The following is a 25806-nucleotide window of genomic DNA, read 5'->3' as shown; positions in this document are numbered from 1 at the left end:
GCTATGTCTCGGCCTAGAGACATGCAATCTATTGTCAGATTTTAAGGAAAGCGAAAAATGCAGTTCTCCGCCAAGGTTGCAGATATCACTAAACAACGCAGCGCCTGTTCAATTATTTCAGCAGATGCCAAAAATAACCTCAGCGAAAGTGGAAAAAGCCTGGATAAATTAACCGGGGGAATGATTGCAAAAATCCTCAAGCGTGGGGACTTGGGGGCCAAATCCGGCAGCACCCAGCTGATCGATCTAATCGACGCTCCCAGCGAGCGTGTCCTGGTAGTACGCACTGGCAAAGGCACCATCAGCCAGGCAGCATTTCGCAAGCTGGCATCCAGCAGTGCCAATGGAGTAAAGAACTTTAAAGAGGCCGTGAGCTACCTGTGTGAAGTGGAAGTTGAAGACGCCGACAACCGCTGGAAAGCCCAGCAGATCGCCATGGCCGCTGGCCTGGCCAGCTACCGCTACACTCACAACCGCACCGATGCAAAGGCCCTGCCCCTGGCGAAGTTCATCATTCACGCCCCAGAGAAAAAACAGCTGAAAGGCATCCAAGGCAGTATGGAAGTAGGTGCGGCTCAAGCACTGGGCAGCAATGTCGCCCGGGAACTGGGAGACCTGCCAGGCAATGTCTGCACCCCCAACTACCTGGTTGCCCAGGCTAAAGCACTAGCCAAAAAGAATGCAAAGCTCACCACCAGCGTGCTGGACGAAAAGAAAATGAAAGCCCTGGGCATGGGTGCTTTCCTCAGCGTCTCCAAGGGCAGCGACGAGCCTCCCGCGCTGATTGCCATGAACTACAAAGGTGGCAAGGCCAGCGAAAAACCAGTGGTGTTGGTCGGTAAAGGTATCACCTTCGATAGCGGCGGCATCAGCATCAAGCCGGGCCTCGCCATGGATGAAATGAAATACGATATGGGCGGTGCCGCCAGTGTTTTCGGTGTGATGAACGCCCTGGTTGAACTACAGCCGTCTATCAATGTGGTGGGTCTGGTTGCCGCTGCTGAAAATATGCCCAGCGGCCGCGCCAGCAAGCCCGGTGATGTTGTGACTTCCATGTCCGGCAAAACCATCGAAATCCTCAACACCGATGCCGAAGGCCGCCTGGTTCTGTGCGATACGATCACCTACGCAGCCAAGTTCAAGCCCAGCGCAGTGATTGATATCGCCACCCTCACCGGTGCCTGTGTTATTGCCCTGGGCCATCACGCCACCGGTCTCTACGCCAATAACGAAGAACTGGCCAAGAGCCTTCTCCAGGCTGGCGAAACTACTGGCGACCGCGCATGGCAAATGCCGCTGTGGGACGAGTACCAGTCCTCCCTGGATTCCAATTTTGCCGATATCCAAAATATCGGTGGACGCGAAGCCGGTTCAGTAACCGCTGCCTGCTTCCTGGCGCGTTTTGCCAAAGACTACAAGTGGGCACATATGGATATTGCCGGTAGTGCCTGGAAGTCCGGCGCACAGAAAGGCGCAACCGGCCGTCCGGTTCCCCTACTGGTTGAATATCTACTGGGCAAATAAGTAGCCAAAGCGCACAATAGCCGCCGGCACCATCGGTGCCCGGCGCGCCGGGCGGTCCATTGATTAATGGGCCGCTTTTGTTTTTGGCAGCGTATCAATATGGCCGGGATTATTTGACCAGTATCTGTAATGACTCGCATTGATTTCTATATTCTCTCTTCCGACCAACCGGAACACGCCGATGTTTTTGCCTGCCGCCTGGCTGAGAAAGCCTTCCGCGCGGGTATGCGGGTATTAATCGCGGTGGACGACTCGCAACGGGCGGAGCAGATGGATCAACTGCTGTGGACATTTCGCGAGGACAGTTTTCTGCCCCACGCCCCGCAAACTGAAAACCAACAGGCGCAAATAGAAATTAACAGTGGCGAAGACCCCGCAGATCACCACGGCTTACTGATCAACCTCTGCTCCAAAGTACCCAAGTGGTTTAGCCGCTTTGAACGCTTGGCAGAAGTTGTTATCCAACAACCGGAACCATTAAAACGGTCCCGATTGCGATTTGGTCACTTCCGCGATCGCGGATATCCGTTACAATCCCATAAGATCAATTAGAGCCTCTAACTACGTCCGAGAGTCATGTCCGGCAAAAAAAACAAACACAAGCACCGCGGACAGCAGCGCAAGCAGCCCAGTGAATTTCTGGATGAACTTAATTCACTGCACAACTTGCTTGTCACCGACGAGAACAATGAAGAAATCCCCGTGCTCAGCCAGGTGGCCAAGCAGGGTAATCCTGTAACCCCAGAGCCCCCCACACTTCCCACTATTGCCGACATACCAAAACCCAGTGGGACACCAGCTACCAGTGAGTTCGAAGATATCGATACCTCACTGGAAGATATCGACCTGCCGATTTTATTTTCACCGGTTGAAGAAGAGATGCTGGCCCAGCAATCCCTGTCGCTGGCGGAGTCTGACCTGGCTCTTTTGCGCCCGCTTCAAGAGCTGGCTGTAGAGGATGAGGAACCGCAAGCTTCCGCAGAAACCGGGCAAATCGAAGAAAAGCCCGCTGAAGATAAACCGGTTGAAACACCGTTAGAGCAGAATTCCCGGGAAACCAAAGCTGAAGTTTTCCCAGAGGCCCAACCGGAGAGAGAGCCCGAACCGCAGCCGGAGCCCCAAGCGGAAAACCCGTTCCTGCCAAATCATATTCGCTCCCGCCTCACCGGTGGACGGCCCCTGCCAGTTGAAGAAAATACCCAAGTAACCGAAGCCCCTGTGCCCCCGGAAGCAGAAGCTCCAACAACAGTGGCACCAGCCCCTGAAGTGAAGAAAGAAGCTGAACTTCCAAGCACTGAGGCCCAAGCCGCCGAAGAAGATCCGGCCGCAGACCCTGAGCCCTCCGCCAAAGAGCGCCAGCGCCAGGAATTGATCGAACAACTCGTCGCCCAGCAGATCGCTAAATTGGAGCCACGCCTGCGCGCCCGAATAGAACAGGTGGTCGACGAGCTCGGTGTTTGGGATTAAGGGAGCCTCTGAATAACTCCCTAAGCTCAAATACCGCCTTTTTCCCACCAGACCCCGGCGGTATAATTGCCGCCTTTTCCGCGCAGCCCGAGCAAGCACCAGACTATCCTGAGCCAAAACGCTGTGCACGCAGTCAGTTAAACACAAGGTTTCCCGCCCGCATGGACAAAACATACCAGCCCAACGCCATCGAACAGCAGTGGTACAAAACCTGGGAGGAGAACGGCTACTTCAAGCCTTCCGGGGATACTGAGGCCAAGCCCTACAGCATTATGATCCCGCCGCCGAACGTCACCGGCAGCCTGCATATGGGCCACGGTTTCCAGGAGTCCATCATGGACGCCCTGATTCGCTACCACCGCATGCAGGGAGACAACACCCTGTGGCAAGTGGGCACCGACCATGCCGGTATCGCCACCCAGATGGTGGTAGAGCGCCTGCTGGGCGCCGAAGGCGTATCCCGCCACGACCTGGGCCGCGACAAGTTTATTGAGAAGGTCTGGGAGTGGAAGGAAGAGTCCGGCGGCACCATTACCCGCCAGCTGCGCCGCCTGGGCGCCAGCCCCGACTGGTCCCGCGAACGCTTCACCATGGACGACGGCTTCTACAAAGCGGTGCAGGAAGTCTTTATCAAACTGTATGAAGACGGCCTGATTTATCGCGGCAAGCGCCTGGTGAACTGGGACCCGAAATTCCACACCGCGATCTCAGACCTGGAAGTACTAAACGAAGAGAAGCAGGGCCACCTGTGGCACTTCCGCTACCCGCTCTCCGACGGCTCCGGCCACTTGGTAGTTGCCACTACCCGCCCGGAAACCATGCTCGGCGATACCGCCGTAGCCGTACACCCGGAAGACGAGCGCTACCAGCACCTGATCGGCAAGACCATCAAGTTGCCCCTGGCGGATCGCGAAATCCCGATTATTGCCGACGAATACGTCGATCGTGAATTCGGTACCGGCTGTGTAAAAATCACCCCTGCCCACGACTTCAACGACTACGAGATGGGCCAGCGCCACAACCTCGAGATGATCAACATCCTCGATGCCGACGCCCACCTGAACGACGCAGTACCGGAAAAATACCGGGGCATGGAGCGCTTTGCCGCGCGCACCCAAATTGTCGATGACCTGGACGCCCTCGGCCTGCTGGAAAAAGTAGAGCCCCACAGCCTCAAGGTACCTCACGGAGACCGCTCCGGCGCCGTGATTGAGCCCTGGCTCACCGATCAATGGTACGTAAAAACCCAGCCCCTGGCCGATGAAGCCATCGCCGCCGTTGAAGATGGCCGCGTTGAGTTCGTACCGAAAAACTACGAAAACATGTACTTCTCCTGGATGCGCGATATCCAGGACTGGTGTATTTCCCGCCAGCTGTGGTGGGGCCACCGCATCCCCGCTTGGTACGACAACGACGGCAATGTCTATGTTGGCCGCAGCGAAGAGGAAGTGCGCGAGAAGCACAACCTGGGCGCCGACATCAGCCTGCGCCAGGACGACGACGTACTCGACACCTGGTTCTCCTCCGGCCTGTGGACCTTCGGCACCCTGGGCTGGCCAGAAGATACCGAAGAACTGAAAGCCTTCCACCCCAGCTCCGTACTGGTCACCGGCTTCGATATTATTTTCTTCTGGGTCGCGCGCATGATGATGCTGACCCTCTACTTCAAGAAGGAAGTACCGTTTAACACCGTGTACGTACACGGCCTGGTGCGCGACAACCACGGCCAGAAGATGTCCAAATCCAAGGGCAACGTAATCGATCCAATCGACCTAATCGACGGTATCGACCTGGAGACCCTGGTAGAGAAGCGCACCTCTGGTCTGATGCAACCGCACCTGCGCGAAAAGATCGAGAAGCAAACCCGCAAGGACTTCCCCGAAGGTTTCTCAGCTTTTGGTACCGATGCCCTGCGCTACACCTACTACTCACTGGCATCCACCGGCCGCGACATCAAGTTTGACGTGGGCCGTATCGAAGGCTTCCGCAACTTCTGTAACAAGATCTGGAATGCCTCCCGCTACGTACTGCAAAACTGCGAAGAGCACGATTGTGGACAGGACGGCAGCACGGATTTTGAACTGACCATCGCCGACCGCTGGATTATTTCCCAACTGCAGCGCACCGAAATTACCGTGCGCGAAGCCATGGATACCTACCGCTTCGACCTCGCCTCCCAGGCCCTGTACGACTTTATCTGGAGCGAGTACTGCAGCTGGTACCTGGAACTGTCCAAGCCGGTACTGTGGGACGACAACGCGTCCGACGCAGTGAAGAAAGGCACCCGCCGCACCCTGATCCGCGTACTGGAAACCATCTTGCGTCTGGCTCACCCACTGATGCCGTTTATCACCGAAGAAATCTGGCAGCGTGTAAAAACCCTCGCCGGTTCCAACGGTGACACCATTATGCTGCAGCAATACCCGGAAGCCGACAGCAGCAAGATCGACGAAGAAGCGGAAGCGGCCGTTGCCTGGTTGAAGCAGGTTATTGAAGGCGTGCGTAATATTCGTGGTGAAATGAATATTTCCCCAGCGAAGAAAATCCCACTGATCCTGCGCGGCGGTTCCAGCCGTGACCAAGAACTGCTGGAGCAAGCCCGCAGCCTGCTGATCAAATTGGCGAGCCTCGAAGAAATTACCTGGCTGGAAAGCGGAGAAGCGGCCCCAGCCTCCGCCACCGCCCTGGTAGGCGATATGGAATTGCTGGTACCCATGGCTGGCCTGATCGACGTTAAAGCCGAGAGCGCCCGTCTACAAAAAGAGATTGATAAACTTTCCAAAGAACTCGCACGAGTCGAAGGCAAACTCAACAATCCCAAGTTTGTAGACAAAGCCCCCGAAGCCGTTGTTGCCAAGGAAAAGGACAAGCTCGCCGAAATGAAAGGTGCTCACGAGCGCCTGCAGCAGCAGCTTGAGGAAATCAGTAACCTTTAATGGTTCTGGTAATCCGCTCCATAAAAGAGCGGATCTGATTTAAAAAAGGGGGCTCTGCCCCCTTTTATTTTTTTGATATAAATCAAACTACCTCTTCTTGCCCTAGTGCCTTTCGATTGTCTATCAACTTCAGAACCCGAGTATGTGCTCAATGTACCTGCATCGCTTATGGGTTTGTCATCTCCAAAATCAACTTTACCGAAGTGGTCTTCGACCTAAAACGCTTCAAGTACCAAACCATTTTTCAACCCTCTAGGTCCCTGATAAGAAATCAACATGATTTCCGATTGGTTCGACTGCTATTTTTTATAAAGACCCTGATTGATTGGAAGTTCTAGGTACGACAGTGAGTTGGAGAAAGTCTATCCGTTGGGGATAGTGGGCAAAGTGATCATTTACGCATCTGGAGCAAGAATTCAGACTTGCATGTGATTTATTAATTCCTCGAGATTTTTACGCACTTCTTCGTAAGATTGATCCCAGGATAGTAATCATGGTAATAATAGTCAGAATGATTACTATATAAAATTTATAAACCTAAAATATGTCAAATCATCGAGATTATCATTTTAAAGACTATGTTAGCTTTCGGTTTCTGGAGTTAACAGAGGAGCAAGCTGGCAATCTCGTCCATGAGGTTAAGCTGTCAAAGTATCGGGCACATTTCAAGAATCCTTGCTTTGTGGGACGTATTCCTTTGAATGAAGATACCATGGCAGAAATAGTGGCTTTCTTTAGTAAATACCAAATTGCCACAGAGTCGTGTGATATATTTCTTTCGATATCTACTGGCAGTGATACTGAAATATGGGAAGCCCCAAATATTGTGAACCAATTGCTAAAACACATAGATTGTCGGTTAACGTTTTCATTCACTTGTACTTAGCAACGATTTATAACAAGTTTGTCGACGATCGTCCTTCGGACTGGCCGACCTTAAGCGTGTCTTCGCCACAAGGCTGCCCATTACAAAGGCGTTATAAATCCATATGAGTAAAGAAAAATTAAAGCATCGTTGTAGACAAAATCAGTACGAAGATGCTGAAATTTTCTATCAAAAAATTAATCGGGTGGAATGGGGTTGGGTTCTTTCGCAGTGGCAATCTGCAACTGAATTTGATATTGAGGATGGTTATGAAGGGGAAGTTGGCTCACAGATGTGCTCTCATCACCTCCTTATAAGATACTGCCCATTTTGTGGTGAAGATCTTGAAAATAGAAGAGAGGTACATGGTAGTTGATAACAAGCTAATGGACTTCGCGCGTGAAAGCCACGCGCCGGTCAGCTTACGATACGCTCCAGAGCTGCCAGTTATTAGAACGTTAACCCTATCGCCCAGCAAACTGGACACACCAACGCGCGCCGCTACTTCGCGGCGCTCTATAATCTCAACCAACGCCATCCCCCAGTACCCTCTCCTTTTGCACACGTCTATAGATTTCCTCACGGTGAACGGGTAGAGATTTGGGAGCACGTATGCCTATCTTTACCTGATTACCCTTAACTTCCAATACCGTAATTGAGACGTTCGCTCCAATCCGTAAGTTTTCACCCGTCCGGCGCTTTAAGATCAACATATTTGCTTCCTATGAATACTCAAACCATACGTAGACCTCCCTTAATGGAAGGGTTTGAAAGTAACTATTAAGGAAGTATCAGGTGGAGCGCGAGAACGGTAGGCATAGAGGTAGAAAAGGCAGACGCAACGCTTCCAGAGCCAAGGGACACGCCCCAAACTACTGAATGGACTCCACTTTATTGAAGACGAGCGGGTTTCTAGCGTATGATCCATATAGCCATTTTGATAGTCTAGTTATCAATTTGGTTAGCTGGCCCCAGGTGTTAGCGCACCTTGGGTCAGCGCCTTTTACTTACTCTTACGTCACGCTACCGTTCTCCTTTGAGGGAATGCGTTTTAGAAAATTCTTGATTCTCTCGAATCTATTTGGCCATCGGCCTTTAGAGGGCTGTTTAATGACGACCCAAATACCGATAAATATCCACCGATTTTACGCAGCTTTGACACTAAAACAAACTGAATAAAATCCAATAAGATTATTTTTGTGCCTATATTTTTCGCTGCTCACATATTGAAAAATTTCAGTAACGTACAAAAATGGACGTTAAGACTGGTACTCTTCATTGCCTTTCGCTTTGGAACCCAGAAACAATAGATCCTCCTTAGCGGCATCATTTTGCTGATTTTATATACACTCTGTTGCTTTCCTGCACTCTTTAGTTCGAAGATCAAGAGTAACCGCGCATATCCACAGTAAAAAGAATGTTGACCCCATGATTTTGGGTGGTTTACGTCTGTGATCAAAAATAGCAAAATATCAAGATACAATGCAGCCGCAACTTATCCACTAAAATAATTTTCCACCAGTGTTGGCTAATATGCTGATTTATTTGTGTTTTTTGGCTAAAGGTGTTTTCTACCCTTCGGATATATTGACTGGTGATTTAATAAAGCTTCTTTGAATATACTGCTATGTGCTTGACTAGGATAGTCAAAATTAATGAACTCAACTCTAAGCATTATTTTTTTCTCTATCGGGCTTCTTATTGGCATCACTAATTGGTACGCCTACTTATTGGCAACCGTGAAAAAAAGGAATACATCTTTCATTCCTTTCATTGGATGCACTCTAATGCTGGCGGGATTCTTTTTTGGTCCCTACAAACAATTTTGGTTTCTTGCTCTAATTCTATATTTTACGGCTCTTCCAATGCTAATCGTTGTTGCAATTGGCAAGCTTAGGCAGGGTAAATAAATGGCACATAACCAGGCAAGGCATGGGACCTTTAGTCCATGCTCGCGGCTTTAACTTCCATGCCGAAAGATGAAAATTACATCATTGACCTTTGCGATTCCACCTTAGAACTGCGTGCGAAACGCCAGCATAGGTTTGATTTTCTTCGTGGAGACACTGGGTCTAAATTACCAGTGGATGCCTACTACCCAGAGATAAATTTGGTAATTGAATATCATGAGAGGCAACATACTGAACCTGTAGCATTTTGGGATAATAAGCAAACTGCAAGTGGCATACCAAGAGGAGTGCAGCGTGAGCTGTATGATCAGCGTCGAATTGAGGTTCTTCCTGAAAACGGTATCGATATTATTGTCCTAAAGCACACAGATTTTGAGCACCGAAGCAATAGACGGCTTGTTAGAACAAAAAGTGATGTGGCGGTAATAAAATCGAAGCTGGGAAAGTGGTTGAAAAGTTAACAAAACTTGGCATGATCGTCCTTTCGGGGCTGAAACTACGCACAGAATGCTCTGGCCTGTGCTGGTGGCGTTTGCAAGGAGGCAGGATAATGCCAGAAAGACTCAAGTTGACCAAAAATGCTCAATTTTATAGGGCCAATGTGCCCGTAGAGGATGAGTTGATCAAGAATATCCTCGACGCTGCCTCTTACAACATAAATCCTGATAGTGCGTTTGTAATCGATCAATTTAGGCAGGGGCGGCATATAGATGAGCAAAATTTTGGTTTTCTCTATTCTGTCAGAGTATTTCCTTCTAGTCGGCCAGTTTACTTCTTAGATGACGAAATCAAAGATAAGATTTATGCATTCATATTGATCATAGAGATTGACGATTACTTAGCTGTCCTAAAGAAGAGCTGTGCCAACATTTTTGAGCTGATGGATGAAAAATTTACGCTTGTCGGTAGTAAGGAATTTTCATCTTCATTTTCTGACGATGATGTAGAGTTTCAAAGGTTAGCACTTAGAAACATGACGGTTTCAGAACGCGCAATGAGATCTAGATCGTATGAGGCCGCTGACTTAAAAGGTTTACTTTCTACTCACGCAGCAGGAAGGTCAATTCCATATTATTTTAAGCTCCGGCAAGGAGCCAAGACCAAATCCATATCTGGAACTGGTCGAGTTGTTGAATCCTCTACTAGAGAATCAATCGACAATATCGCTGCATGGGCTTCCGAGCAGATCAATCTAATAGAGTCTCCTAGCAATACAAACTTCTTAGATGCTTTTGCAAGTAAAGTAGAACTAAATCAAGTCTTAGAGAATTGCTCACCTAATGCCATCCTTATAGAAAGTTCTTCTTTGTTTTATCGTCTGAAAAAGGACGCTATCGAAATTAAATATAAAACAAAGAAAGGAAAGCTCATCGGAATTTCTAATCGTGTCTACAACAAGCTAGAGTCTTATTTAGAGAAAGTATATGAGATAGACTCAGATCACAATGTCATAGATGTTGGTGATGGTTCTAGGATTAGAGTCAACAAGAAAAGCCTGACCATATATTCAAAACACCTTACTAAGTTCCGAGTGTCTGAAAATGGAAAGCTAATAACCCTACAAAAATATATTGTCAAAAATGGGCTCTATAGTGTTACTTTTGATGACCCGAAATACATGTACTTTATGGGGGCTTGTTTCGAGGATTCTTCTGGAATTTCCGAGATTGACAATATCCTCGAGATTCTTCAACCAATGGAAGTGATCCCTAAAATCAAATCAGAAAAAGGCAGTTTTACAGTAGACAGTGAGAACTTTACAGAGGACTCGATGTTTGATGCCGTTGAAAAAATTCATATCGAAGATGATTACATATTCTGTGACGATCTAGGTGATGAGTGGGCTGACCACATAACTTTTAATAAAGATAACTCAAATATATGTTTTATTCACTCAAAGCATGGTGATCCCAGCAAATCAGCCAGCAACTTGCATGATGTTGTAGGTCAAGGAATAAAGAATCTTGGAAATATGTATTTTGATACAAATTCTATGCTGTCGAAATTAGATAAAACGATTAAGAAAGATTATAAGTCAGGAAAGGGAGTTCAGACAAAAATACCTAGGGTAAGAAAGGGAAATATAGATGATTTTGAAGGGTATTTGGCGAATTTGCTTAAGGATTACAAACTCAACCGTAGCTGCATCTTATGCTGTTCATTCCTTTCTGTCTCAAGCGTTACAGAGGAATTTAACAAAATCAAGGAGGGGAAGTCTGTGAGAGGGAATATTACCCAACTGCTATGGATTATTTCTTCCTTCGCCCATGCAGTCAAAGATATGAACGCAAGGCCAATAATATACTGCGCAGAGTAATATTGCTAAATCGGGTAGCCGGTAGTTTCTAGCTACCGGCCCCCACACTACCCATCATAGGGGTCCACAATAGGCAGTTCTCTATCCGTAGCACCCAACGATAGTCTCGAATAGCTCTTCATTTGAGCTGAGTGTCATGGCAGTGCGCCACCTCAACTTTATCCATCTGGATACATATCGGTAGGCTAGCCCAGTCTTTTTAACTCATGGATTAAAGTTCCGGCCTTCACCCTGCCCTAGGTATTAATCTTGGCATTTGGCTACTATGCCGTCGGCTGACTTCTGCTTAATCACCTTGATCATTACTGACCAAGGCGCAGCTGTGTCCCAACACTTTTGCCTATCCCCGCGATGATCGCTAGCGGGCTGGACCTATTTATAAGTCAACGACCACACTGACAGCTTCACAGTAGCAAGCTAAATAGATCTTCCCAGAGAAGAACGTGAACTTTAACTGCACAACTGCATCATTGACTCTACCCGTTAGACCACCCGGCTTCAGTGTCCTTGGCCACCTCCCCTCCAGACAAAGCCTTATAGGATATCTCTGTTCGTCAGCCCTTAGTTTTGCTGGCAACTTCCTCCCCACAAGACTTCCCGGCGTTGCAGTTGCCATTCGCTAGTAGTTCGCATTTAATAGAATGTATTGAACGGTGATCGTCCGCCAGGGGACTTTCATCCAAGTAGGCCACGCCCATGTTGGGCGTACCAAGCTTAGGAACAGCGACCCAATACACTCCACTTGAAATTTACGCAGAAAAATACTCGCACAAAATCCAAGTTTCGGTATTGGGCGTATGCTAAAGGCATTATATGGTGTGACTAGCAAGTCTGCTTGCGACCCAAAGCGGATATTGCGATAAGAGATCAGCTAGTAGCATTTACATAATATACGTATCAATAAAAAAGAATGGAAGAAAGAGGTTAGTATGACAGGAAAACCTCAGATAGAGAAAACATCTGCCGCAGGGACAATTGCTGGATTTGATTACCAATATTACTATTTTTTGTACAAGCTCTTAACTCTCAAGAAGGGTGAATCAATTGGGTTTGAATTGTTGGATGATGTACATACTCAGCTTGATAATGATCATCTTGTTCTTATTCAAATCAAGCACACAATCAAAAAAAAACCGGATGGAACCACGGCCAATTTAACAGAGCTTGATCCTGATTTATGGAAAACGTTGCATAATTGGAGCGCTGTTATTAAGGATAAAAATGACGGTAGAGAGAGCTCGGCTAAACAAAATAATTTTCTGGAAAAGACCAGCTTTGTTTTAGCTACCAACAAATCATTTTCATCAAACAACGATTTCCTGTCGGCTCTTTCCAAGTATCAAGATGAAAATATGGAATTTGAGGGTATAAAGAAGTACCTGATTGGACTTCATGGGTCAGCTAAATCAGAAGAAACCAAGAAATATATTAACTCGGTGATAAGCCTTGATGAACTAGTTTTAAAAAAATTCTTAAATAGAATAAAAACTGATCTACAGGTTGATCGAATAATTGAGAAATGTAAAACAGCTCTCGAGGAAAAAGACGTTAACCCAAAGTCTATAGACAGTCTATTCAGTCAATTGGATTCTGTTGTTCGGCAAGATTTATTTATAAATTTCTCAAAGAGCAAAAAACTAATTTATACCTTTGAAGAAAGGGCTCGAAAGTTTCGAAGATACTTTGATATAGCAAAAAACCTAGAATTAAAGATACAAAAGTTTGATGGTGGCCTGCCTGATAGACTTGAAGATCAAACGTTTATTAAGCAGCTATTAGATATAGAAGACATTGATCTAAACGAGCAAGAATTCATCCAAAATTACACTCGCTATAGACTTATGCTGGAAAGCAACTTATCCAATTGGGTGGAAGAAGGTCAGTTAACCTCTGAAGAAATCAACGTATTTAAAGATGAAATTTTTAGGCAGTGGCAGACGGAATACCGGTCTTCATATCGAAAAAAAGACAACCCTGACGAACATATTGATATAGCCTATAAGCTTTTAAAAGCGATGAGAGATAAAGAACTATCAATATCAGGGCAAAAATTACTATCAGATATGAGCCATGGAAGCTTGTACAGCCTGTCAAATGAACCCTCAATTGGCTGGCTTAAAAATTGGGAAGAGAAGTATAAATGAGGACGGAAACTCTAAATAATTTAGCCTTTGCTTCATTGGCAATGTCCATAGTGGTAGAGAAGTCACAAAAACTTGAGTTAACGAAAGCGCTGCTGATAATGCCTTTCATCGCACATAAAGAACTGTTGTCCTATTTGGCCAATGGAAGAACTCAAATAATAAGTCTAGATAAGCTGATAATAGATAAGCTTCACTGCTTTTCAAACTTCAATAAACGCTATTACGACAACTTGAGCACTTCTATAAATGCCATTCAATTTCTTTCTGAAGTCGACATGATATCTATAGATAAATCTTGCATGGTATCAATGGAAAAGGTTGAGCACCCGAACTCAGCCGGAGATCGATTAAAGAGAGTTTCTAAGGCCTCTGATAATATATCAAAAATATTAAGTGAAGACGCATCAAGCCTATACTTGAACTTAAGGATTGAGATATGAAGTATTCCATAACAAAGATAATTCTTTGGATGAACGATGAAAATAACTACAGGAGGGAGCTTAAATTCGAAGAAAACAAGGTAAATGTTATAACAGGGGAGTCAAATACTGGAAAAACAGCCATCCTTCATATCATTGATTACTGTCTCTTCGCGTCGAAGCACAAAATTGCAGAGAGTAAAATTAATGAGAATGTAGCTTGGTATGGAATAAACTTCAAGATAAATGATAAGAATTACACTATCGCGAGAAAATCACCCAATAGAGCCAAAACCTCGAGTGAATACTACTTTTCATCGACTGGCGAAGTTCCCGGCCTCCCTTCTTCAAATATGACAGAAGGAAGCTTGAAGGAAATATTAGAAACCGAGTTTGATATTGATAAGGACGTAATAATTCCGTTCGGCGGAAGGTCATTAAAAGCTAATAGTAAAATATCACTAAGATATTTTATGTTATTTTGCAGTATTTCAGGTGACATTATTCAGCATAGTGAAGTATTTTTTGATAAGCAAAATGACAATAGATATAGAGAGGCTCTTCCTAGAATCTTTGATCTTGCGGTAGGGATTGAAACAATCGAAAATATTCTTATGCGAGAGAAAAAGCTCAACTTGCAAGCAAAGTTAGCGAAAATAGAAAAAAAGAATACGAAGGTTTCTGAGAAAAAGTCTGAATTCCATGATGAGCTTAAAAGCATAACCTCTCAGGCTAGGGAGTTCGGGTTAATCAGTGAAGAGAGCGAAACATTAGAATCAGTTGAATCCCTTAAGTCGCTTATCGATACTGGAATTAATCAAGCCTATAGCGGAAAAATGAGTAGGTTTGATGAAATAATTTCAGAGATAAGCTTTCTGGAACGGAAAATTAGAAACCTTACGAGATTTCAGTCAGCATACAATGAGTACAAATCTAGCCTGAACGTCATCGAGGATAGTTTGAGGCCACTAGAATATTGGAAGGGAAAAGACGATATAGTAAAAACATCTATATTTGACGATTTGATTAGGTCTTTAGATGAAGATTTCCATCGAATTAAGAAAGCAAATAAAAAAAGAACACCTATTGATGGAAAAACCTCAGATGAAATCGCAGAATGCAAACGACTGATAAATGAACTTGAAGAAGAGGCAAAAGTCTTACCTAAACAAGTAAAGAGCTTTAGCGATGATAGGGATAAGTACATTTTTCTAGGTCAAACTAAAACTAAACTAGATCTATATGCCTCCAATAATGATAGTGATGACATCACATCAACAAAAGAAATTGAAGATCAGCTAAGTTCAATTCAGGTTACTGATACCACAGAGAACAGGGATTTATGTATTAAGGTTTTGGAAGAAATTATTCAAGGATACATGAAACTAGTTGAGCCATCACTGGAGAACTACGGAAGCTACCAGCCAGTCTTTAATTATAAAGACAAGAAAATCGACTTTAGAAAGCCTAAAACGACGTATATTGAAGCTGCCGGAAGTAGTTCGAATGATATGTTTAAACACCTCTTTATGTTCTTAGGGCTTCATGAACTAATGCTAACAAAAAATAGCAAACATGTTCCTTCGTTTTTGCTAATTGATCAGCCTAGCAGACCGTATTATGGTGAAGAAGAAAATCTTTCGAAAAAAAGATTGCTGCACTCGGATAAATCAAAAGTCATTGATGCATTTAAATTATTAGATGATTTTATAGGAAATATTTTAAACCACATGCAGAAGTCCTTTCAAATGATTGTTTTTGAGCATGTTCCTAAGGACTATTTTGCTGACTTTGGCAACATTCATTTGGTCGAAGAGTTCCGAGATGGAAACGCTCTTGTCCCCCAAGAGTATTTTGACAGTTTAAACCCATGATAAGAAGAGGAGTATTAATGCCTGCTTTTGGCCGGATTTGGGTATAGCAATGATGAGATATATCACGTATAAATCGGGTAGTCGGTAGTTTCTAGCTACCGGGCCCCATATCACCCATCGTGCGGATCCGCAATGGCCGGTTCCCTATCCATAATAAATATCTATCCAATGATAGTGTCGAGCAGCTCTTCACTTAAGTTGAATGTCATGGCATTGCGCTACCTCAACTTTATCCAACTGGAAACATATCGGCAGGCTAGCCTGTCTTTTAACTCATGGAGTTTGGGTTCAGGCCTTCACCATGTCCAAGGCATTAATCTTGGCATTTGGCTACTATGCCGTCACCTGACTTCTGTTTAATCACCTTGGTCATTACTGACCGAGGCGCTGCTATGTCCCAGCACTTTTCACTATCCCCGCGATGATAGCTAGCCGGTTGGGCCTTATGAGTCAGCGACCACGCTGACAGCTTCACAGCAGCAAGCTAAACAGGTCTCCCCAGATAAGAACGTGAACTTCCACTACACAACTGCATCATTGACTCTACCCGTTAGATCACCCTGCTTGGGTATCCTTGGCCACCTCACCTCCAGGCTAAGCCTTATAGGTTGTTTCAGTCCGTCAGCTCATCGCTTTACTAGCGGCTTCCTCCCCACAAGACCTCACGGTGTTGCAGTTGCCATTCGCTAGTAGTTAGCATTTAATGGCGCCCATTAAAGTGTGATTTTCCTACTGGGGACTTTCACCCATTAGTCCGCGTCCATTGGGCGTACTAAGTCAATGTTGTTCGCCACTGCGTGGCTGGACTTGCTGACGCTTGCCGCAATCTGAATCGGTAGCAAAGATCGAGAAAAATTAATGAAATCTATTAGTTATGAAAATCTAAATAGCCTCTATCAATGGATGGATTTCATCGTAAATGAAAAGGACGTTTCTTTAGATGATATAGATTGTAATTTTAAAATATTCGGCGAAGGAGATGATGCCTATTTGGTAATCAATATATATGAAGGCGAATCCAGTTCGACTGAATATTATTTCAAACCGGATGATCCTGAGAATGGTCTATTACCACTTATCTCAACTTTAGCTGAATTTAATTTCTCAGCTAAGGAAATGTTAGCAAAACTTCCATCTCAAAAATACACAGAGGATGATATCGGTTGTTATTCGATCTTCAAGGGCATGAAAATATTCAAAGAAATCGTGGTATCCAATTAAGGCCTATTGTATGAAAAAGAATACTCAAATTAACGTGAAATATTCCGGTAACCATACAACTCAAAAGCCCATCTCTGAATCATCGCTAATTATATCGTCTAAAAATACCGATAAGGCCTTGGAAAAAAGGAAGAAAGAAAAGAGTAATACTGAGGAATTTACCGAATGGAAGTAAAGGTTTTTACCTCTTCTCTAATACGGGATACGATGCCAGAGTCGGAATTGGCTAGTCTTGTATCGGAGTTCAGAACGTATAAAAAATCCGGAAATGCTCCGCTACTCTTTGGTCGAGATGCCTCATACAATCGTCCAGATGCTGTACTCAAAGCAGATATGCATCATATCCATCTGAAAGGCAATGAAAAATGGAGCTTAAATATTGTCCAGTTTCGAAGGTTGAGTAATCTACATCTTTTATATTGTCGCGGTTTTATGAATCCGAATGCATACCTGCTAATCGCAGTTATAGATAGAGCGCATGAAAGGGCTAGAAATATCAATTTCATGCTGGATATGGCTGAAATTGCTGAGGGTTTTAGATCTAAAGTCTAATGCTAAATCCGGTAGCCGGTAGCTTCTAGCTACCGCCCCCCACACCACCCATCATGCGGGTCCGCAATAGGCGGGTCCGCAATGGGCGGCTCCGCAATAGGCGGCTCCCTATCCGTAATGAATCTCTACTCAACGATAATGTCGGGCAGTTCTTCATTTGAGTTGGGTGTCATGGCAGTGCGCCACTTCAACTTTATCCGCCTGGAAACATACCGATAGGCTAGCCTTGTCTTTTAACTAGTGGAGTTTAGGTTCAGGCCTTCACCCTGTCCAAGGTATTAATCTTGGCATTTGGCTACTATGCCGTCGACTGACTTCTGTTTAATCACCTTGACCATTACTGACCGAGGCGCTGCTGTGTTCCGCCACTTTTGTCTATCCTCACAGCGGGTTGCACCTACTTATGAGCCAACGGCCACGCTGACAGCTACACAGTAGCAAGCTAAACAGATCTCCCCTAATAGGGACGTGAACTTACACTACACGACTGCATCATTGACTCTACCCGTTACGGCATCCTTGGCCACCCCACCTCCAGGCTGAGACTTATAGAATATTCCTGTTCGTCAGATCGTAGTTTTGCTAGCAGCTCCCTCCCCACAAGACCTCACGGTGTTGCAGTTGCCATTCGCTAGTAGTTAGCATTTAATAGAATCCATTAAATGGCGATTTTCCTACAGGGTACTTCCGTCCCATTAGTCCACGCCCATACTGGGCGTACCAAAGCGCACAACCTGACGACTTTGCCGCCGGCTCGTTAGGCAATCACGTCATCAACAATATAACAAGGAAAAAATAGTGATATTGGAAACTACACTAACTAGACATGAAGCTATGTCTAAATTTAGGGAGCAACATCGGATAGCTAAACCGGTTGTTTATCTAAAGCAACTTGATAAACGAATGATTTATCGAATGGGAAAAAATGATACCACAAGAATAACTAGATTAAGGCATCACGAAGATAGCCGCCCAATGAAGAGTGTTAATAAAAGAACGGGTATTGAAACCTCGAAGAGGAATGAAATAATCACCTTCAAAGAAAACGATGAGCTTTATGTATTAGAAAAATCAGGTGGTGTCTCTTTATTTGATGCTATGAGCCCAAAACTTAAAATGGGCAAAAATGACTGTTGGTATTATGTTCCAAAGAATGTCGTTATACCAGAGGGAATTCTTATCGCCAAGGATGTTGAGCCTGACGCACATGGGCATTTTCACTATGCATTCCAGCCTGCATACAGCATGAAATTATCAGAATTCACTGATAAACTGAGTGAGATCGGCACACAGATGAGAAAGGTATGAGTGAGTTAAGAGAATTATCTTATAAAGAAATATCATATATCCGTTCAGCCTTGGAAGGCTATATTGGTCTTTTGAAACTAGATATTGAATCTGAAGAAATAGATGATGATGAAAGAATGGATCTTCAAGAAGATTTACTGTTTTATGAAAAACTTCTGTATACCTTTCAGAAATCCGAGAAGCAATCTGTGGATTTAAAACAAATTCAATCTATCGCTATCAAAAAAAGGTAGTGCTTCGTATTTACTTTCCCCGCCTAAATCGGGTAGCCGGTAGTTTCTAGCTACCGGCCCCCACACACCCATCGTACGGGTCCGCAATGGGCGGCTCCCTATCCGTAATGAATCCCTACCCAACGAAAGTCTCGAGCAGGTCTTCATTTGAGTTGAGTATCATGGCAGTGAGCTACTTCTGAGTCAGCGGCCACGCAGACAGCTTCACAGCAGCAAGCTAAACAGGTCTCCCGAGATAAGAACGTGAACTCTCACTGCACAACTGCATCATTGACTCTAGCCGCTAGACCACCCGGCTTCAGTGTCCTTGGCCACCTCGCCTCCAGACAAAGCCTTATAGGATATCTCTGTTCGTCAGCCCTTAGTTTTGCTGGCAACTTCCTCCCCACAAGACCTCCCGGCGTTGCAGTTGCCATTCGCTAGTAGTTAGCATTTAATGGAACCCATTAAATGATGATCTTCCTACAGGGGGAATTTCACCCATTAGTCCACACTCATACTGGGCGTACCAAGTTTATCAGCGTTCGCCCTTCGGGCCGGACTACTAGAAGCACTGCTTTCTAGCAACACGGCCCGATATAAATGCGTTAACTGTCATTACATATTATGGATATATTGATAAGAATTGGAATTTTATTAATTGGCCTACTTTTTGTCGGAGCAATGGTGTCGCTGGTAGTTGCAATCTTTCGGTTTATCATTCGAAGTGGCATCAGCAGACAAAAAATCCAACAAAATCATATTAAAGCAACTTTTGTTCAAAACGCTCTTAGACCGGGAGGTGAGCTATCAACTAAGTCTTCAATATGGCGAGCTTTAATTTCGTTTACAATAATAATCTGCATGATACTTGTAGTTGTTTTATTCGTTGTGCCACAACTTGGCATCAATAGTTAACAATGCAATCAAACACGACGGCTTACAGCCACTACTAATTTGAAGTTAGGCAACGGAAATATGAAGTACTTAATTTTATTTATCATGTTTTTCTCCGGACCGATATTTGCTTTTCAATGTGAAAAAGATAATTCACTAGAGAATAGCTTTCGTGAATCTCGTAGAGCACTCATGATATATGTCACGGAAGTAGCCTTAGATAAAAAAGAAACACAAAAGATGGAGCGTGAACATCCAGAATCGGCCGGTCATGTAAAAATACTAAAGGTTAAGTACGATACAATTGAAAACTTTAAGGGTAACGAAGAATACAATCCAGATCTAAAAGATTTACTTGGTATCGGCACTGGTTACGTAGGTTTCACGCCAGGAACATACTATTTTATAACCCTTCCAGAAGGCGAAGATGATGAGCCAAAGAGCTATCGCCATGTAAGCTTTTGCGATATTCATTTCCATCATTATAGAAATGACATTGAAGAATATAAAAAAATTATCGATAAAGCTAAAAAACTAAAAGAGCGCGAAATGCCTAAATCGGATAGCCTGTAGTTTCTAGCTACCAGCCCCCACATCCCCCATCGTGCGGGTCCGCAATGGATGCTTGCCTATCCATAATGAGTTTCTACCCAGCGATAGTGTCGAGCAGCTCTTCATTTGAGTCGAGTGTCATGGTGCGCGTCACCTCAACATACCGATAGAAACAACATTTGTCAAAAGGCCCTAATGCAGGCAAAGCTATGGGATGAAGACCCCAATAGGCGAGTTGATTGGCCTTGGGATAGCGGCTATCAGGATTATTCATATAGAAACCCCAAGCGATTTGAACTGGCCACCTGGTATGGAAATACCCTTGCAGGCCTAAGCTTAGGTAGACCTAGCTACGCAGGCACACGACTTCGCCTAGAATTTATCGAATCTAGGCCGTCTTCGAGTCCTCTTAGAGGGCGGATTGTTCCTATAACCATCTCAGTTGCCGAGCTGTATGCAAATGTTATTGGAGCTGATGAATTACGCATAATTGACCCAATTGATGAAAAATTGATCGAATACTATTCGTCATTCGGATATACATACAGCAAAGCTGCTAGTGAAAAGAATCACAAGCACCATCTTGTGAAGGCCATCTCATGAGCAAGAACGAAAGAAAAAAACCATTAACTCCTGAAGAGCTTAGAAAGAGAGCTAAGAAGATTCTTCAAGATAACCCAACATACATAAATGATGAACCGTCGGTTGTCGGATCACCAGAGACACTAACTGAAGAGATTGAGAATGATGATGAACCAACAAACGACAAAAAGTGATAAAGAGGCTAAATCGAAAGAAGAAGCAAAAAGAAAGATCGCCCAAAAACTGCATTCTTTACCGATTAAATCAAAACCGCAGGGCCCACCCCAGCGCTAAATCGGATAGCCGGTAGTTTCTAGCTACCGGCCCCCACACCACCCATCGTGCAGGTCCGCAATAGGCAGTTCCCTATCCGTAATGAATCCCTAGCCAACGAAAGTCTCGAGCAGGTCTTCATTTGAGTTGAGTATCATGGCAGTGAGCTACTTCTGAGTCAGCAGCCACGCAGACAGCTTCACAGCAGTAAGCTAAACAGGCCTTCCCAGACAAGAACCTGAAGTTTCACTACACAACCGCGTAATTGACTCTACCCATTAGATCACCCGGCTTCGATGTCCTTGGCCACCTCGCCTCCAAGCTAAGCCTTATAGGATGTTTCTGTTCGCCTTGGCTAGCGGCCTCCTCCCCACAAGACGTCCTAGTGTTGCAGTTGCCATTCGCTAGTAGTTAGCATTTAATGGAAAACATTAATCGGTGATTCTCCTACAGGGAACTTTCACCCCTTTAGCTCACGTCCATGTTGGGCGTACCAAGTTTAGGCAACATCGCCGCTGAGGGGCTGGACCTACATTCCACGACTTCGCCGCTACATTTCAGCCGTTGCTAAAGGTGTTATATTTCATCATGAATAAAGTAGTGTATTTGCTTCTTATTCTATCTCCGCTGGCCCAAGCCTGCGAATTGACCAAGGAATATCGTGAAGCGCGGAACCAAATGGTAAAAGACTCCCAATATGCCTATGAAGCCTGTACTAGCTCGGTAAATACTTTTCATTACTGGCAGGAAGTGGCTCAGTGCGAAAAAGAAGGTCACGGAAAAAATGTGGGAGGCGGCTGCCAGCACATAGTTGCCAATCGTGTTTCACCAGTTGAACGCAACTATGACCACTGCCAAGGCTTCAAGCTCAGTAACGAAGAAGTTAAAAAATATGTCGAGGAATACGTAAAGTCCAAAAATATAACAAAGTGTTCAACTTCACAGCCTTCGTCTACCGGTTAACACGGCGTTAAGCGATCATGGACATCGAGAGCATATTAATTATATGTGCAATCATTTTTGCAGTTTCGCTCCTGGCCTACCTCAAGTACACGAAAGGCCCGAAGGCTTTCCGTGCCCGAAAGTGCCAAGGAAAGAAGTGGAAGTTGGCCTTTCCAGATAAGAACAATGATGAAATACGTCTATTCTTAGAATGCCTTGTCGAGGGCATGGCTTTATCGTCAAAAACACGATTAAAGTTTAGTCCAAATGATAAGACAATTGACATATATAAATCTCTGTACAATGGTAAAGTTCCACTAGGTGACAATCTCGAATGTGAAACATTTGTAGAAGCTCTTTCAGAGTGCTTTGAGAAGTCTATTGAGGAAATCTCTGAATTCTGGTCAGAAGATGTAACTCTAGGGGAGTTGTATGCCAAGGTCAGTGCCTAACAAATCAAAGCAGCACCGCTGCTCCAAAACTGCCGCTGTTTGAGGAGTTTAGGCTGTAGAAAAATTAATGTATATCTCTGCCTCATCAGAGAGGATCAAATTTTAAAATAAATTGTGTTTTACGTGAATTCTAGTCAAGTTTTCACTGATGACTGGACTATTTTTTACGTAGAAGTACGATATAAAATATGGGTGTTTTTTAACACTTTCGTTATGTTTAAGCAAGGAATTAGCTTCAGTGCCCAATTTCAGAGAAATAGAACGAGAAGCATCAAGGTTAAGATCCCTACTAAATTCGTGCGATAAGACCCGAATAAAGTTGGTAACTCCAGATTTTCCGGTAATGAACTGCAAGCTTTCATCAATGCTGCTGGCCTATCATTTTTTAAAGCTCTGGCCGAAAGTTAAAATCATTGGAGTTGGCGGTGTTTGTAAGGATAGATCGGGGAACGAGACAATATCTCACTACTGGTTAGAAGTAGACCGATACTGTGTTGATATCACATCGGATCAGTACAATATCCTTAGTACGAAGGAACTTAACGACGACATAGTTTATAGGCGGCCATACAAATCTGTTCGTGTCAGCATCAAACAGCACGACCTTCTCTATAGATTGTTCCGAATATCTTATCGAGAAGAGCACACTGAAGGCTTTCCCCTAATAGCAGAGGATTTCATAGAAAACATGGAGCTAGACTATGAACAGTTATTTAATCAAAAGTTACACACATAAATCGGGTAGCCGTTAGTTTCTAGCTACCGATCCCTCCACCACCCATCGTATGAACCTGGAATGGACAGTTTCCTATCCCTAATGAATTTCTGCCCAGTGATAGTATCGAGCAGTTCTTCCATCGAATTGAATGTCATGGCAGTGCGCCACCCCAACTTTATCCGACTGGAAACATATCTGTATGCTAGCCCTACCTTCTAATTCGTGGATTTTGGGTTCAGGCTTTCACCCTGTCCAAGGCATTAATCTTGGCATTTAGCTACTATGCCGTCGGCTGACTTCTGTTTAATCTTCTAAGCCATTACTAACCGAGGCTCTGCTGTGTCCCACCATTTTTGTCTACCCTACGATGGTGGCTAGCGGGCTCGGCCTACTTATGAGTCAACGGCCACGCAGACAGCTTCACAGCAGCAAGCTAAACAGGTCTCCCCAGATAAGAACGTGAACTTTCACTACACAATTGCACCATTGACTCTACCCGTTAGATCACCCGACTTCGGTGCCCTTGGTCTCCTCGCCTCCAGGCCAAGCCACATAAGATGCTCCTGTTCGCCAGCTCGTAGTCTTGCTAGCGACTTCCTCCCCACAAGACCTCACAGTATTGCAGTTGCCATTCGCTAGTAGTTAGCATTTAATGGAATTCATTAAATGGTGATCTTCCTACAGAGGACTTTCACCCCATTAGTTCACGCCCATGCTAGGCATAGCAAGCAGCAGCAATCACTCCAGCTGGTCACAAGAACAACCAAAATGCTGCGCTTATTTGTCTATCCCTGTGTGGGGCGTTAACTTGTACGGAAGTTAAATTGACAAAAGGAGTTGGAATGCAAGTTTCGCATCTAGAAACAATCAATAAATATGAGAAGTTGGGCTCTCAAGCTAGAGACATGGCATCCAGAAACTTACCAAGGCACCTCCTCGGAAAAATCACGCTAGAGGCAATAGATCACAAAGCTCTTGCTGCTTTCAAATCAATAGATTTGGATCAAGAACGCTCTGTGAGCTGGAACTGGAATTTTTCTAGCCGGTACAAAATTTTCTATCCAAAGGCGTTTGACCTTTCTGTGTGGCACGGAAGTACTTTGTGCTCATTAACTCTCGGTCGGCCGACCTACAGAGGCACTGCTATACGTTTGGACTTTATAGAGCGTTTCAACAAGCATATTTTGTTCGCAAACGATATGTTTCCTGTTTCATTATTGGCCTATGAAGCGTATGCGCGTCTAATCGGCGCGACTCAAATTAGAGTAATGGATCCACTCAACGATAAATTGGTGAAATATTATTCATCTCACGGTGGATTTTCGCTATGTCCTGGAAAGCAAGGCGTACCACATTATTTGGTAAAAGATCTATGAAAAATAGTGATGAATTAAAGAAAATTGAAGAAGAAATAAAGAAATCCTCAGAAGATCTCTTTAAGCCTCGCCCTAAAGACATCGAAGATGAGTTGAGTAAAAAAGATACATTCGGTTCTCCAGATAATCTGGTGGAACGGGGCGACGAGGAAGAATAAACTAAATCGGGTAACCGGTAGTTTCTAGCTACCGGCCCCCACACCACCCATCGTGCGGATCCGCAATGAGCAGTTCCCTATCCGTAATGAATCTCTACCCTACGATAGTGTCGAACAGCTCTTCATTTGAGTTGAGTATTCTGGCATTGCGCTACCTCAACTTCATCGGACTGGAAACATATCGGCAGGCTAGCCCTGCTTTCTAACTCGTGGATTAAGATTCAGGCCTTCACCATGTCCAAGGTATTCACCTTGGTATTTGGCTATGACTTCTGTTGAATCACCCTGGTCATTACTGATCGAGGCGCTGCTGTATTCCATCATTTTTTTCAATTCCCGTAATGTTGGCTAACGGGTTAAGCCTACTTATGAGTCAGCGGCCACGCTGACAGCTTCACAGCAGCAAGCTAAACAGATCTCCCCAGATAAGAACGTAAACTTTCACTACACAGATGCATCATTGACTCTACCCGTTAGACCACATAGCTTCGGTGTCCTCCACCACCTCGCCTCCAGGCTAAGCCCTACAGGATGTTTCTGTTCGTCAGCTCGTAGTTTTATTAGCAGCTTCCTCCCCACAAGATCTCGCGGTACTGCAGTTGCCATTCGCTAGTAGTTAGCATTTAATGGAATCCATTAAATGGTGATATTCCTACAGGGGACTTTCACCCCATTAGTCCACGCCCATGCTGGGCGTACCAAGTAAATCCAGGTGACGCCTACGGCGCACCTGATTTAGGTGTTATATTTAAATCATATGAGAAAACATTGTAATCTTTGTAGTGTTGTTAATTTCTTATGTTTCTGGGGTGATATGCCTCAAGCAAAGTGGAAACGTCCAACACTCTTTATACTCAGCTTAATTGCCCTAGTGGGCGGAGGCTATGGGGTATATACGGTAGTCCAAAACGAAGGGCCTTTAGATATGGTTACAAAGTCACTTTGTATTTTTCTTGGCTTTCTATTCTCCCTTGGCTTAGTGACTTCAATCTGGGGTTGTAATCGGTGTGTGGCTCGTATCTTTGGTAGTGCATAAATATAGCAAGCGGTTCAATTCGTTCCAGCTGCGAAAAACACAGCTTCCACTCGGACAGGCTTCGCGTTGCT

Annotated in this window: 23 protein-coding genes; 20 read left to right on the top strand and 3 right to left on the bottom strand. The window is 44.7% G+C overall.

The features are described from left to right. Nucleotides 1–57: 57 nt before the first annotated feature. The 5 genes from BTJ40_RS05125 to BTJ40_RS22160 all read left to right on the top strand — a co-directional run bounded on the left by BTJ40_RS05125 (nucleotide 58) and on the right by BTJ40_RS22160 (nucleotide 7168). Nucleotides 58–1524 carry a leucyl aminopeptidase gene (locus tag BTJ40_RS05125; RefSeq protein ID WP_108732078.1) on the top strand — a complete coding sequence of 489 codons (1467 nt, stop codon included), beginning with the start codon at nucleotides 58–60 and terminating at the stop codon, nucleotides 1522–1524. Between the two features lie 129 nt (nucleotides 1525–1653). Then, nucleotides 1654–2076, top strand: a complete 423-nt coding sequence (locus tag BTJ40_RS05120) for a DNA polymerase III subunit chi (RefSeq protein WP_108732077.1) — start codon at nucleotides 1654–1656, stop codon at nucleotides 2074–2076. A gap of 24 nt (nucleotides 2077–2100) precedes the next feature. Then, nucleotides 2101–2991, top strand: coding sequence for a hypothetical protein (locus tag BTJ40_RS05115; RefSeq protein ID WP_108732076.1), 891 nt, complete (start codon nucleotides 2101–2103; stop codon nucleotides 2989–2991). Between the two features lie 161 nt (nucleotides 2992–3152). After that, nucleotides 3153–5927 (top strand): valine--tRNA ligase, encoded by a 2775-nt coding sequence (locus tag BTJ40_RS05110; RefSeq protein ID WP_108735177.1) that lies wholly within the window; start codon nucleotides 3153–3155, stop codon nucleotides 5925–5927. Between the two features lie 989 nt (nucleotides 5928–6916). Then, nucleotides 6917–7168, top strand: a complete 252-nt coding sequence (locus BTJ40_RS22160; protein ID WP_157953896.1) for a hypothetical protein — start codon at nucleotides 6917–6919, stop codon at nucleotides 7166–7168. A 148-nt stretch (nucleotides 7169–7316) separates the two neighbouring features. On the opposite strand, the gene csrA is transcribed toward BTJ40_RS22160, so the two are convergent. Further along, the gene (csrA, locus tag BTJ40_RS05100) at nucleotides 7317–7505 is read right to left on the bottom strand and encodes a carbon storage regulator CsrA (protein ID WP_108732074.1); all 189 of its coding nucleotides are present in this window, start codon (nucleotides 7503–7505) and stop codon (nucleotides 7317–7319) included. Nucleotides 7506–8761: 1256 nt separating this feature from the next. Here csrA and BTJ40_RS05090 point away from each other — a divergent pair. From BTJ40_RS05090 to BTJ40_RS05045, 10 genes are all read left to right on the top strand, one after another. After that, the gene (locus BTJ40_RS05090; protein WP_202862859.1) at nucleotides 8762–9163 is read left to right on the top strand and encodes a hypothetical protein; all 402 of its coding nucleotides are present in this window, start codon (nucleotides 8762–8764) and stop codon (nucleotides 9161–9163) included. Nucleotides 9164–9252: 89 nt separating this feature from the next. Then, entirely contained in the window at nucleotides 9253–11019 is a 1767-nt protein-coding gene (locus BTJ40_RS05085) for a hypothetical protein (RefSeq protein ID WP_108732071.1), read from the top strand. Nucleotides 11020–11948: 929 nt separating this feature from the next. Next, a complete protein-coding gene (locus tag BTJ40_RS05080; RefSeq protein ID WP_108732070.1) occupies nucleotides 11949–13163 on the top strand; it encodes an ABC-three component system protein in 1215 nt (404 codons plus the stop codon). Further along, the gene (locus BTJ40_RS05075; RefSeq protein WP_108732069.1) at nucleotides 13160–13603 is read left to right on the top strand and encodes a three component ABC system middle component; all 444 of its coding nucleotides are present in this window, start codon (nucleotides 13160–13162) and stop codon (nucleotides 13601–13603) included. Before BTJ40_RS05080 ends, BTJ40_RS05075 begins: the two co-directional genes overlap by 4 nt. Further along, nucleotides 13600–15456 carry a DUF3732 domain-containing protein gene (locus BTJ40_RS05070; RefSeq protein WP_108732068.1) on the top strand — a complete coding sequence of 619 codons (1857 nt, stop codon included), beginning with the start codon at nucleotides 13600–13602 and terminating at the stop codon, nucleotides 15454–15456. Before BTJ40_RS05075 ends, BTJ40_RS05070 begins: the two co-directional genes overlap by 4 nt. A gap of 858 nt (nucleotides 15457–16314) precedes the next feature. Beyond that, nucleotides 16315–16677, top strand: a complete 363-nt coding sequence (locus tag BTJ40_RS05065; RefSeq protein WP_108732067.1) for a hypothetical protein — start codon at nucleotides 16315–16317, stop codon at nucleotides 16675–16677. Nucleotides 16678–16842: 165 nt separating this feature from the next. Further along, nucleotides 16843–17229: a type II toxin-antitoxin system YafO family toxin gene (locus BTJ40_RS05060; protein ID WP_108732066.1), complete on the top strand. Its 387-nt coding sequence runs from the start codon at nucleotides 16843–16845 to the stop codon at nucleotides 17227–17229. Nucleotides 17230–18027: 798 nt separating this feature from the next. Then, nucleotides 18028–18537, top strand: coding sequence for a hypothetical protein (locus BTJ40_RS05055; RefSeq protein WP_108732065.1), 510 nt, complete (start codon nucleotides 18028–18030; stop codon nucleotides 18535–18537). Further along, entirely contained in the window at nucleotides 18534–18770 is a 237-nt protein-coding gene (locus BTJ40_RS05050; protein WP_108732064.1) for a hypothetical protein, read from the top strand. The genes BTJ40_RS05055 and BTJ40_RS05050 overlap by 4 nt, the downstream gene beginning before the upstream one ends. A 957-nt stretch (nucleotides 18771–19727) precedes the next feature. Continuing rightward, nucleotides 19728–20219: a hypothetical protein gene (locus tag BTJ40_RS05045; RefSeq protein ID WP_108732063.1), complete on the top strand. Its 492-nt coding sequence runs from the start codon at nucleotides 19728–19730 to the stop codon at nucleotides 20217–20219. Between the two features lie 73 nt (nucleotides 20220–20292). Here BTJ40_RS05045 and BTJ40_RS22155 read toward each other — a convergent pair whose 3' ends face one another. Then, nucleotides 20293–20472 (bottom strand): hypothetical protein, encoded by a 180-nt coding sequence (locus tag BTJ40_RS22155; protein ID WP_157953895.1) that lies wholly within the window; start codon nucleotides 20470–20472, stop codon nucleotides 20293–20295. A gap of 325 nt (nucleotides 20473–20797) precedes the next feature. Here BTJ40_RS22155 and BTJ40_RS22150 point away from each other — a divergent pair, with 325 nt between their 5' ends. The 5 genes from BTJ40_RS22150 (at nucleotide 20798) to BTJ40_RS22145 (ending at nucleotide 24699) form a co-directional block, all read left to right on the top strand. Further along, nucleotides 20798–20974, top strand: coding sequence for a hypothetical protein (locus BTJ40_RS22150; protein WP_157953894.1), 177 nt, complete (start codon nucleotides 20798–20800; stop codon nucleotides 20972–20974). Between the two features lie 667 nt (nucleotides 20975–21641). Next, a complete protein-coding gene (locus BTJ40_RS05035) occupies nucleotides 21642–22016 on the top strand; it encodes a hypothetical protein (protein ID WP_108732061.1) in 375 nt (124 codons plus the stop codon). A 17-nt stretch (nucleotides 22017–22033) separates the two neighbouring features. After that, a complete protein-coding gene (locus tag BTJ40_RS05030) occupies nucleotides 22034–22447 on the top strand; it encodes a hypothetical protein (protein WP_108732060.1) in 414 nt (137 codons plus the stop codon). A gap of 1560 nt (nucleotides 22448–24007) precedes the next feature. Further along, a complete protein-coding gene (locus tag BTJ40_RS05020; protein WP_108732058.1) occupies nucleotides 24008–24541 on the top strand; it encodes a hypothetical protein in 534 nt (177 codons plus the stop codon). After that, nucleotides 24538–24699: a hypothetical protein gene (locus BTJ40_RS22145; RefSeq protein ID WP_192879376.1), complete on the top strand. Its 162-nt coding sequence runs from the start codon at nucleotides 24538–24540 to the stop codon at nucleotides 24697–24699. The genes BTJ40_RS05020 and BTJ40_RS22145 overlap by 4 nt, the downstream gene beginning before the upstream one ends. A gap of 189 nt (nucleotides 24700–24888) precedes the next feature. On the opposite strand, the gene BTJ40_RS22910 is transcribed toward BTJ40_RS22145, so the two are convergent. Beyond that, a complete protein-coding gene (locus BTJ40_RS22910; protein WP_255422858.1) occupies nucleotides 24889–25023 on the bottom strand; it encodes a hypothetical protein in 135 nt (44 codons plus the stop codon). Between the last annotated feature and the right edge of the window lie 783 nt (nucleotides 25024–25806).

Source organism: Microbulbifer sp. A4B17, from assembly GCF_003076275.1.
Lineage (GTDB): Bacteria > Pseudomonadota > Gammaproteobacteria > Pseudomonadales > Cellvibrionaceae > Microbulbifer.
The sequence above is the reverse complement of the archived record's forward strand: the minus strand, read 5'-3'. Positions and strand labels throughout refer to the sequence as shown.